The 9,124-nt window shown below is 71.1% G+C and carries 10 protein-coding genes; 3 read left to right on the top strand and 7 right to left on the bottom strand.

From position 1 onward, the window contains the following. Positions 1-116 precede the first annotated feature (116 nt). Positions 117-896 (top strand): precorrin-6A synthase (deacetylating), encoded by a 780-nt coding sequence (gene cobF, locus FPZ41_RS41900; RefSeq protein WP_322621416.1) that lies wholly within the window; start codon positions 117-119, stop codon positions 894-896. Here the strand turns inward: cobF and FPZ41_RS41895 are convergent. Next, positions 847-1,665: a cobalt-precorrin-6A reductase gene (locus FPZ41_RS41895; protein WP_152869557.1), complete on the bottom strand. Its 819-nt coding sequence runs from the start codon at positions 1,663-1,665 to the stop codon at positions 847-849. The genes cobF and FPZ41_RS41895 overlap by 50 nt on opposite strands. An 85-nt stretch (positions 1,666-1,750) precedes the next feature. Continuing rightward, positions 1,751-2,524 (bottom strand): sulfite exporter TauE/SafE family protein, encoded by a 774-nt coding sequence (locus FPZ41_RS41890; RefSeq protein WP_152869555.1) that lies wholly within the window; start codon positions 2,522-2,524, stop codon positions 1,751-1,753. Between the two features lie 167 nt (positions 2,525-2,691). On the opposite strand from FPZ41_RS41890, the gene FPZ41_RS41885 reads away from it, so the two are divergent. Next, positions 2,692-3,501, top strand: coding sequence for an alpha/beta hydrolase (locus tag FPZ41_RS41885; RefSeq protein WP_152869553.1), 810 nt, complete (start codon positions 2,692-2,694; stop codon positions 3,499-3,501). Between the two features lie 21 nt (positions 3,502-3,522). Here the strand turns inward: FPZ41_RS41885 and FPZ41_RS41880 are convergent, their stop codons facing one another. After that, the gene (locus tag FPZ41_RS41880) at positions 3,523-4,272 is read right to left on the bottom strand and encodes a YqjF family protein (protein ID WP_152869551.1); all 750 of its coding nucleotides are present in this window, start codon (positions 4,270-4,272) and stop codon (positions 3,523-3,525) included. A gap of 89 nt (positions 4,273-4,361) precedes the next feature. Next, entirely contained in the window at positions 4,362-5,468 is a 1,107-nt protein-coding gene (locus FPZ41_RS41875; RefSeq protein WP_322621415.1) for an NAD(P)/FAD-dependent oxidoreductase, read from the bottom strand. 234 nt (positions 5,469-5,702) lie between these two features. Here FPZ41_RS41875 and FPZ41_RS41870 point away from each other — a divergent pair, with 234 nt between their 5' ends. Further along, positions 5,703-5,957 carry a WhiB family transcriptional regulator gene (locus FPZ41_RS41870; RefSeq protein WP_152869549.1) on the top strand — a complete coding sequence of 85 codons (255 nt, stop codon included), beginning with the start codon at positions 5,703-5,705 and terminating at the stop codon, positions 5,955-5,957. 152 nt (positions 5,958-6,109) lie between these two features. Here the strand turns inward: FPZ41_RS41870 and FPZ41_RS41865 are convergent, their stop codons facing one another. From FPZ41_RS41865 to FPZ41_RS41855, 3 genes are read right to left on the bottom strand one after another with little or no spacing between them, the layout of a single operon-like run. Beyond that, on the bottom strand, positions 6,110-6,793 hold the full coding sequence (locus FPZ41_RS41865) for an SDR family NAD(P)-dependent oxidoreductase (protein WP_152869547.1): 684 nt from the start codon (positions 6,791-6,793) through the stop codon (positions 6,110-6,112). Then, positions 6,790-7,716: a cupin domain-containing protein gene (locus FPZ41_RS41860; protein WP_152869545.1), complete on the bottom strand. Its 927-nt coding sequence runs from the start codon at positions 7,714-7,716 to the stop codon at positions 6,790-6,792. Before FPZ41_RS41860 ends, FPZ41_RS41865 begins: the two co-directional genes overlap by 4 nt. After that, on the bottom strand, positions 7,713-9,074 hold the full coding sequence (locus FPZ41_RS41855) for an amidohydrolase family protein (protein WP_152869543.1): 1,362 nt from the start codon (positions 9,072-9,074) through the stop codon (positions 7,713-7,715). The genes FPZ41_RS41860 and FPZ41_RS41855 overlap by 4 nt, the downstream gene beginning before the upstream one ends. Positions 9,075-9,124 lie beyond the last annotated feature (50 nt).

Below are 9,124 nucleotides of genomic sequence, written 5' to 3'. Positions count from 1 at the left end.
GGTTGCGTGGGGGCGGGGCGGCGTAGGGGTGTCGGAGGTGCTGTCGGAGGTGGGCGCAAGGGCCGTTGCCGGGGGCTTGGAGCGGGACTGTCAGTGCGGTACGGCAGACTCGGGGTGTGCGAAAGATTCATGTCATCGGCATCGGGGCGGGCGACCCCGACCAACTGACCCTGCAGGCGGTCAAGGCGCTGAGGAGCACGGACGTGTTCTTCATCCTGGACAAGGGCGAGGTGAAGTCGGACCTCGTCCAGCTACGCCGTGACATCCTCGACGCGCACATACCGGAGGGGACATACCGGCTGGTCGAGGCGCGCGACCCGGAGCGGAACCGCAGCGCCGGCGGTGCCGCGTACTCCCCCGCCGTCGGTGACTGGCGCAGTGCCCGCGCCGGAATCTACGAGCGGCTCATCGCCGAGGAGTTGGGCGAGGACGAGAGCGGTGCGTTCCTGGTGTGGGGCGATCCCGCGTTGTACGACAGCACGCTCGGGATCCTGGACGAGGTCCTGGGCCGTGGTGCCGTGACCTTCGAGTACGACGTCGTGCCCGGTATCAGCAGCGTGTCCGCCCTGGTGGCACGGCACCGCACAGGGCTGAACCGGGTGGCCCGGCCCGTCCAGATCACCACGGGGCGCCGGCTCGCCGAGGGGTTCCCCGAGGACGTCGACGACGTGGTGGTCATGCTCGACGCCCACCAGGTCTTCCGGCAGTACGCAGACGAGGACATCGACATCTACTGGGGCGCCTACATAGGCACCCCGGACGAGATCCTCGCCTCCGGCCCCCTCGCCTCCACGGCCCCCCGTATCGAGCGCCTCCGCGCCGAGGCCCGCGAGCGCAAGGGCTGGATCATGGACACGTATCTGCTGCGCAGGCATCCGCGGGGGCAGGGCGGCTGAGGCCCAGCCAGGACAGAGCCTGCGGTATGCCCGGTACCGCGGTCACGCCCGGCGGCAGTGGTGGCCGCCGTACGACGACGACCGGCAGCCCGAGATCGCGGGCGGCCACGAGCTTCGCGGCCGTGGCCTCTCCCCCGCTGTCCTTGGTGACGAGGACGTCGATGCGGTGCTCACTCAGGAGTGCACTCTCGCCGTCGACCGTGAACGGGCCTCGCGCCAGCAGCACCTCGGTGTGGCGTGGAAGCGGAAGCTCGGGGGCTTCCACGGACCGTACGAGGAAATACGTCTGGGCCAGGTCGGCGAAAGCCGCGAGGCCCAAACGGCCGGTGGTGAGGAAGACGCGGCGGCCGAGGGACGGCAGGAGCGTGGCAGCCTCGGGGAGGGAGTCCGCCGAGTGCCAGCGGTCGCCGGGGCCGGGGCGCCAGCCGGGGCGGCGCAGGACGACGGCCGGGACGCCGGTCGCCGCCGCGGCGCGCGCCGCGTTCGCGGTGATGGCGGTGGCGAAGGGGTGCGTGGCGTCCACGACCGCGTCGGCCTCGTGCTCGCGCAGCCAGGCCGCCAGGCCCTCCGCTCCGCCGAACCCCCCGATCCGTACGTCACCGGCCTGTGCCGCCGGACGCGACACCCGCCCGGCGAGGGACGTGGTCACACGTACGCCGAGGCGCGTCGCAAGCGACGCCGCGAGTTCACGCGCCTCGGTGGTGCCGCCCAGGACGAGGACGTGGAGGCTCTTCCGGGCGGGCGGGTGGAGGCGGTGGCGCGGAGGCATGGTGTCGAGCCTACGATTCCGTCGGCGGGCAGAACCCGCGCGCCCTCGACAGGGTCCGGCGGGACGGCAGCATCGCCCCCGCCCGTCAGCGGATCAGGAGCTGCACTCCGCCCACCACCGTTGCCGCGATGACGAGTTGCTCGAAGAGGCGCTGGTTGATGCGGTTCACGGCCCACCTGCCGAGGAGCGCTCCCGGCAGGACGAACGCGGCGAGGGCCGCGTCGAGGAGGAGCGAGGGGCCGTCGATGAGGCCGAGGCCGACGCTGAAGGGCACCTTGGACACGTTGACGATGAGGAAGAAGAAGGCGGACGTGCCCAGGAAGCCGAGTTTCCGGAAACCGGCCGAGAGCAGGTACATGGACATCACGGGGCCGCCCGCGTTGGCGACCATCGTGGTGAAGCCGCCGAGGACGCCGTACGAGCGGGCCTTGACGCGGCCCGCCCGCGTGGTCACCGCTTCGGGGTCGTCCTCCTTCTCCGCGATGCGGCGGCGCCACACCGTGACCGCGGCCATCATCAGCAGGATCGCGCCGATCGAGGTCCGTACGATCCCGTCGTCCGCCCACATCAGGAACACCGTGCCGAAGACGACACCGGCGGCGACGGCGGGGAACAGCCGCCAGAGGGTGGGCCAGTGGGCGTGCCGACGGTAGGTCAGCACGGCGAGGACGTCCCCGACGATCAGTATCGGCAGCAGGACGCCGGTCGACGCCCGGGCGGGCAGGACGGCCGCGAAGATCGCGAGGCTGACCGTGTTGGCCCCGCTGACGGCCGTCTTCGAGAAGCCCACGAGCAGGGCCGCGAAGGCAAGCGCGGCGAATTCGGGCAGGGATATGTGCCAGAGCGTCATCGTGTTCATGCGGGGACCGATGCTAGGCCCACCCATCTCGACGCGACAGGACCGTCTCGACAGGTGGCCTTCCCGGCGTCGGAATCGGGCCGCCCGGCCCGCCACGCCCCGTGGACCGCCGCCCGGCTGGCTGGGAAGATCGCCCGGGAACCTTCACCGACGCAGTTGGAGGAGACATGGCCGACGCGCGCGAACACACCGTCACCGGGACCAGGGGAAGCGTCGTCGCACGTGAGTGGCCACACGAACGGCCGCGGTACGTGGCGCTGCTGGTGCACGGCTACGGGGAGCACATCGGCCGGTACGAGTACGTCGCCGACGTGCTCACCGCTCACGGTGCCGCAGTGTTCGGGCCCGACCACATGGGGCACGGGAAGTCGGCGGGCGAGAGGGTGCTGATCGAGGACTTCGAGGACGTGGTCACCGACCTGCACTCGGTGGAGGAGCTGGCCCGGGCCACGTACCCCGGAGTGCCGGTCGTGCTGATCGGCCACTCCATGGGCGGGCTCATCGCGGCGCGGTACGCCCAGCGGTACGGTGCCGGGCTCGCCGCACTCGTCCTGTCCGGTCCGGTGCTCGGCACATGGGAGCTGCCCCGCACGCTGCTCGCGTACGACGAGCTGCCGGACGTGCCGATCGACACCGGCCTGCTGTCCCGGGACCCGGAGGTCGGTGCCGTGTACGCGGCCGATCCGCTGGTGTGGCACGGCCCGTTCAAGCGGGCGACGCTGGAGGCGATCCTCCGCACCCTGGAGACGATCTCCAAGAGCGGCGACATCGGCCCGCTCCCCCTGCTGTGGGTGCACGGCGACGACGACCGGATCGTGCCGCTGCCGGGGAGCCGTACGGGCATCGAGGATCTGCGGGGCTCCGACTGGGCCGAGCGCGTCTATCCGGGTGCCCGGCACGAGGTGTTCAACGAGACGAACAAGGACGAGGTCCTGGCGGACGTGACCGGGTTCGTGGATCGCGTCGTGGCGAGCTGAATCCGGGGGCCTTTCTGCCGGTCACCGATGGGTGGCGACGGCGGAGGGCGTGCCGAAGCGGACGGTGACGCCCGGCGAGTAGAGCACGCTGACCGGTGGCTCCGTCATGGGCGGCAGTCCGGCGGCGGTGAGCAGGTCCCCGTCCAGGTCGAGCAGTTCGGCCCGGTGCAGCGGCCATGGCTCGTGCTCGTTCGGCAGGTGGACCGTGTGGCCGTGCCAGGGGACGTGCAGGCCCCAACGGGCGGTGAGGAAGCGTTCCAGCGCCGTGGGCCGCGCTATGGGCCCACCTGTCCTCACCACGGTGCGGCTCGTCGGTCCCGGGCGGCGGCCCGTGGTCCGTCGTCGACGGCTGGTGTAGGTGAGCACGTCGTGCTCGCGGCGCAGTCGCATCCTCGACCATGTGTAGGGAAGGCGTACGCCGAGCCGGCCCACCAGGGCGGGGATGAGCCGGGCCGCGTCGAGGGAGCGGAACACGACGCCGCGCCGTCCGTGGTCGTCGACCGAGTACAGCCGTACGTTCGTCTCGCAGAACGTTCCGAGGTACGGCAGGCCGGGGCCCGGCCCCAGGCCCACGTCGCGCATCAGGAAGGGGACCAGGCCGACGTAGGTGACCCCGTCGAGGGTGTCCGGGCGGGTACCGGGCGGCAGGAGCCCCGCCACCCGGTCGGGGTCCACCGGCCAGTGCAGGAAGGTCAGTTCGTGCCAGCCCTGTACGAGCGTCGGCCGCCGTACGGGCCGCGGCGTGGACAGGGTGATCGGCTCGGTCTCCATGGCCCCACCTTGTAGCACGACCGCCTCGCCTGGGATTTCGCCGGGGTTTTCGGCGGGGTTTTCGGCGGGGTTTTCGCCGAGTCCGTGTGTCAGGCCGCGGTGTACCCGAGCTGGCGCCTCATGTAGGGGGTCATGAGGGTCTTCGCCTTGGCGAGGGTGGAGGTGCGGCCGCCGAGGACCGCGGTCTCGCCGCCCGGCACGGGCACCATGGTCACGCCGTCGGCCGGGCCGAAGGGCACGATGAGCGGGGTGCGGTGGGCCGGCCGGTAGGAGCGGGGCTCCTTCCGGTGCTTGCCGGAACTCTGCAGGTAGGCACGGATGTTCCAGGCGGCGAGGTCCGCCTGGGAGGTCGCGACGGGAGTGAGCTTGAGCTCGCTGATGTCGTTCACGTCGCCGACAGCGAACACGTCCTGCCGCCCTCCCGCCCGGAGCGTCCGGTCGACCTTCACATGCCCGGTCGCGTTCAGCCAGTCGCCGTGCCCGGCCAGCCGCAGCCAGAGCGTGTTGGGGGTGGTGCCGGTCGCCCAGAAGGAGAGGTCGGCGTCGATGACGGTGCCCCGGCTGTCGCGGAAGGTGCCGAAGTCGTTGCCGGGGGACATGAAGGAGTCGAGCCGCACCTCCACGTCGTGCGCCTCCAGCCAGGCACGCGCCTTGCGTCCGGCCCGCGCGCTGCCAGTGGAGTCGAGCAGGGCCGGACCGGAGTGGGCGAGCGTGACCCGGGCGTCCGGCCGGGCCAGACGGATCTCTGCGCCGAGCTCGACACCGGAGGGCCCGCCGCCGACGACCAGGACGTGTGCGGCGCCCGCGATGTTCCGCTGGTGCCCGGCGAACGACTTGGCCGCCTCCTCGCTGGTGCCGCCGACGAAGCGGGCCGGTTCGGGGTAGTCGGCACCGGTCGCGATCACCACCACGTCGTACGGGAGCCGCTCGCCGGTGGCCAGCACCACCTGCCGCTCGGTGGTGTCGATACGGACCGCCTTGCCCACGGCCACACGGCCGTTGCGGAGCAGCCGGTCGTACGGAATGAAGGGGGTCAACGTCCACGCCCGGTGCACGCCCGCCCGCAGGGAGGCTATGCGGTGGAAGAAGACCTCCTTGCGGTCCACCAGCGTGACCCGCGCCGCGCCGTCCAGCCGTTTCGCCAGCCGGACGCCCGCATAGCCGCCGCCGATCACCACTACGTCGCCGTCGTGCACACCGTTCTCCTGTGCCTGTGGGGGGAACGAGTGGCACTGCGGGTGGGCCGCTTCCGGCCACTCGACTCCTGTGAGCGTAACGCTTGAGACTTAAAGGTTTAGCGGGGCTGTGTGTGCGTTCTGTGAAGTGACAGCGCGGATGCCGGTGTGCGCCCGGGCAGGACGGGAACCGTCACGACATCTCCCTGCAGGATGCCGTGTTTTCACCCATCTCTCCGGGGCACCCGCGCCCGCATGGAGTGGTTGCGGAGTGCGGCCTGCGTGGGGGAGGACCCCGATCTGTTCTTCCCTGTGGGCACATCGGGTCCGGCTCTCAGGGACATCGCCGCCGCCAAGCGCGTCTGTTCCCGCTGCCCGGTGATCAGCCAGTGCCTGTCCTGGGCTCTCAACAGCGGGCAGACGGCGGGCGTCTGGGGCGGCCTGTGCGAGGAGGAACGCGCAGAGCTGCTCCGTGCGGCACGGGCCTCCCGCCTGGACAGGTACGGATAACACACTGCTCGCGCGCCCAGCCGGACATGACCGACAGCGCCAACTTCTCTGCGCAGCAGAGGTGTTGCCGTATGACCGGGGCGAAGGCCGTCGCTCCTGCGCATCGGTGCTCCCGCGAATCGGCTCCATATCGACACCGGCAGGCCTGTTCGTCAACGAAGCAGCCAGCCACCGTCGACGCTCAGATTCACGGCGTTGACCGAGCGGTTGCCGAGGCGGAAGTCCACCGAGTCGACCACGTCCCGCATGGTGGCCAGCCGGCCCGTCGGCGTCCTGGCGATCAGGGCGTCATGGGGCTTGTCCGACCAGAAGGGGCTGTCGCCGACGACGCCCGGGTGGACGGCGTTGACGCGGATCGGGGCGAGTTCGGTGGCGAGGGTGTGCACGAGGCCGGTCACGCCCGCGTTGACCGTGGCCACGGTGGTGGCGCCCGGGTACGGCCGCTCCTTCGCCTGGCCGCCGAACAGCACGATGGCGCTGTCGTCGTGCAGCCGTGGCTGGAGCGCGTGCACGACCTCCGTGTAGCCGACCAGCTTGAGGGTGACGAGGTGGATGGCCGCGTCGATGTCGTACTCGGTGACGCGGTTGTCGTCGCGGGAGATCCCGACGAGGACCAGATGGTCGACGCGGCCCACGTCCGTGAGCGCTCCGGCTATGTCGCGCGGTCTGGACAGGTCGAGGCCGAGGCCCAGGGCCGCGCCGACCTCCTTGGCGACGGTGTCGGCCCGGTGCGTGTCGCGCCCGGTGAGCACGACCTCGTCACCGCGCCCGGCACGGTGCCGGGCGATCTCCCGGCCGATCCCGGATGTACCGCCGATGACGACCACGCAGCTCATGAGTTCCCCTCCGGGGTACCCGGCTCCGCTTCCGACATCCCCAGGTTCCGGTTCCCCAGCGTCTCCCGCAAGTAGTCCCAGTCCCTGGTGAACCGGTAGGAGTGCCGCGACGGCGGCTGCGGCGCCTGCGTCTCCAGCCAGCGCACCGGCGTGTCACCGGCGTTGGAGAAGCCGTGCACGCAACCGGCGCCCGCCCAGGCCGTGTCCCCAGGCCCCAGCAGGTAACTCTCGCCGTCGAAGGTGGCGTTCACGGCTCCTTCGAGGATCAAATACGTCTCCTCGAAGGGATGGTCGTGCGTGCCCGCGACCCCGTCGGGCGCGTACCGCACCATGAACATGGTCGAGGCCACCGCCCCCAGGTCACTGTCCACCATCATCTTCACCGTGATCCCGCTGTAGACGAGGAGCGCGGTGCGCATGCTCGCCGACACGGCGAGGAGGTCCTGGGACTGTTTCCCGGGGTCCATCTGCGCGGGCTCGAAGTGGCCGTAGGAGCGGGTGCGCGGGTCGCGTACGTCGATCCGCAGCGGCTCGCGCTCCGGCAGCGCGGGCACCGCCTGGGTGTCGTATCCGTAGCGGGCCCGTGGTACCGGCGCGAGCATGTCGGCCCAGCGGGCGACGGTGTCCCCGGCGCCGCGCCAGGCGTGCGGCACGCCCGTCGGGAGCAGCCCGTAGTCGCCCTCTTCGAGGAGGAACGAGCCCTCGGGCACGTCGAGGACCACGGTCCCGGAGAGGATGTGGAAGCTCTCCTCGTACGAGTGGACGTGCGCGCCCACCGCGCCGTCGGGCCGCAGGTCGCACAGCCCGAAGCCGGTGTGGACGCTGCCGTCCTCCTCGCCGATGACGGCCCACCGCCGAAAACCGCTGCTGTCGTACGGGAGTTGGGGTGCCTCGGCGGCGCGCCGTACCAGGTGGTTGGTCATGCCTGCTGCTTCCTCGGCTCCGTGGCGGCCACCAGCCGGTCGCGTGACTCCTCGACCAGGCGGCGGGCGCGGCCGGCGTCGGCGAGCAGTCGGCCGTCGCGCTTGTGGATCACGCCGTCGACGACGACGGTGTCCACGTTGTACACGTCCGCGCTGAGGGTGACCGCGGCCGCCGCGTCGTACACCGGGGCCATGTTGAGCGCGGTGGCGTCGAGGGCGACCACGTCCGCCCGCTTGCCGGGGGTGAGCGAGCCGGTGCGGTCCTCCAGACCGGCCACGTGGGCGCCGTTGAGCGTGGCGATCTCCAGCATCTGACGTGCCGTCAACATAGTGCGGGGGACGGGCAGGTTGGCCTGCCAGCAGTCGGCGTTGACGCGGGCGCGTTCGGCGCCGAAGGCGGCGCGGATCTGGGTGAACATGTCTCCGGGCACGGTGGTGACGACGTCGATGCTCAAGGAAGGCCGCAGCCCGTGCTCGATGGCCTTCATCACGGGCGGCCAGCCGTGTCCCATCTGGGTCTCCACCTGGGCGGCGATGGAGACCGTGCCGCCGCTGTCGGCGACCATCCCCCACTCCTCCTCGCTGAGGTAGCAGCAGTGGACGTAGGTGGTGTCGGAGCCGAGCAGGCCGAGGCCCTGGAGTTGCTTGACCATGCCGAAGCGGCCGGCCAGCCGCCCCATCGCGACGTGCACCGTGATGGGGATGCCGAGTTCGCGGGCGAGGCCCCACTCGGCGGTGACGACGTCGTTCGTGCAGAAGCCGGGGCCTCGCGTGGCCAGGGCCATGGTCAGCAGGCCGCTGTCGGAGGCGAAGTACTCGTCGCGGATACGGCGCACGTCGTCGCCCGGCATCACGATCTTGCTGTCGTACCAGTAGTCGGAGAGCGAGGTGTTGGCGCTGCCGTAGGCGTACTGGGCGCGGATGCCGGTCTCGGTGAGGGCCTGGAGAGCGGCGTCGGGGTGTTCGGGCGTGTTGTTGATGTGGGACCAGTCGACGAGTGTGGTGATGCCCGCGCTGAGGCACTCCAGGGTGCCCGCGAGGTTGGCCGCGTACACGTCCTCGGGGGTGTAGACGGGCGCGAACGTGTCGAGGACGTCGACGAAGTAGTCGTCCAGCGTGGCGTTGGGAGCACAGCCGCGGATGGACGTCTCCCAGGTGTGGCGGTGGGTGTCGACGAAGCCGGGGATCACGATCCTCCCGGTCATGTCGAGGACCTCGGCGTCCACGTCGGCGTCGATGCGCTGCTCGACCGCCGTGATCTTCCCGTCCTCGATGAGGACGTCGCCCTGGGGCAGGTCCCCGAGCGCCGGGTCCATCGTCACGACGTGGCCCGAGCGCAGGAGCATCCGGTTGGTCATCGCCCTTCCTCCCAGGGGGTGTGCGGTACGGGTGCGAGTGCGGGTGGGGG

It is taken from the genome of Streptomyces acidicola, from assembly GCF_009377235.1.
Classification (GTDB): Bacteria; Actinomycetota; Actinomycetes; order Streptomycetales; family Streptomycetaceae; genus Streptomyces; species Streptomyces acidicola.
The sequence above is the reverse complement of the archived record's forward strand: the minus strand, read 5'-3'. Positions and strand labels throughout refer to the sequence as shown.

Bases quoted from the DNA above. Each gene is read 5' to 3' on its own strand.
- FPZ41_RS41895 (WP_152869557.1), bottom strand. From the start codon at position 1,665: ATGCCTCCGCGCCACCGCCTCCACCCGCCCGCCCGGAAGAGCCTCCAC.
- FPZ41_RS41890 (WP_152869555.1), bottom strand. From the start codon at position 2,524: ATGAACACGATGACGCTCTGGCACATATCCCTGCCCGAATTCGCCGCG.
- FPZ41_RS41885 (WP_152869553.1), top strand. From the start codon at position 2,692: ATGGCCGACGCGCGCGAACACACCGTCACCGGGACCAGGGGAAGCGTC.
- FPZ41_RS41880 (WP_152869551.1), bottom strand. From the start codon at position 4,272: ATGGAGACCGAGCCGATCACCCTGTCCACGCCGCGGCCCGTACGGCGG.
- FPZ41_RS41870 (WP_152869549.1), top strand. From the start codon at position 5,703: ATGGAGTGGTTGCGGAGTGCGGCCTGCGTGGGGGAGGACCCCGATCTG.
- FPZ41_RS41865 (WP_152869547.1), bottom strand. From the start codon at position 6,793: ATGAGCTGCGTGGTCGTCATCGGCGGTACATCCGGGATCGGCCGGGAG.
- FPZ41_RS41860 (WP_152869545.1), bottom strand. From the start codon at position 7,716: ATGACCAACCACCTGGTACGGCGCGCCGCCGAGGCACCCCAACTCCCG.
- FPZ41_RS41855 (WP_152869543.1), bottom strand. From the start codon at position 9,074: ATGACCAACCGGATGCTCCTGCGCTCGGGCCACGTCGTGACGATGGAC.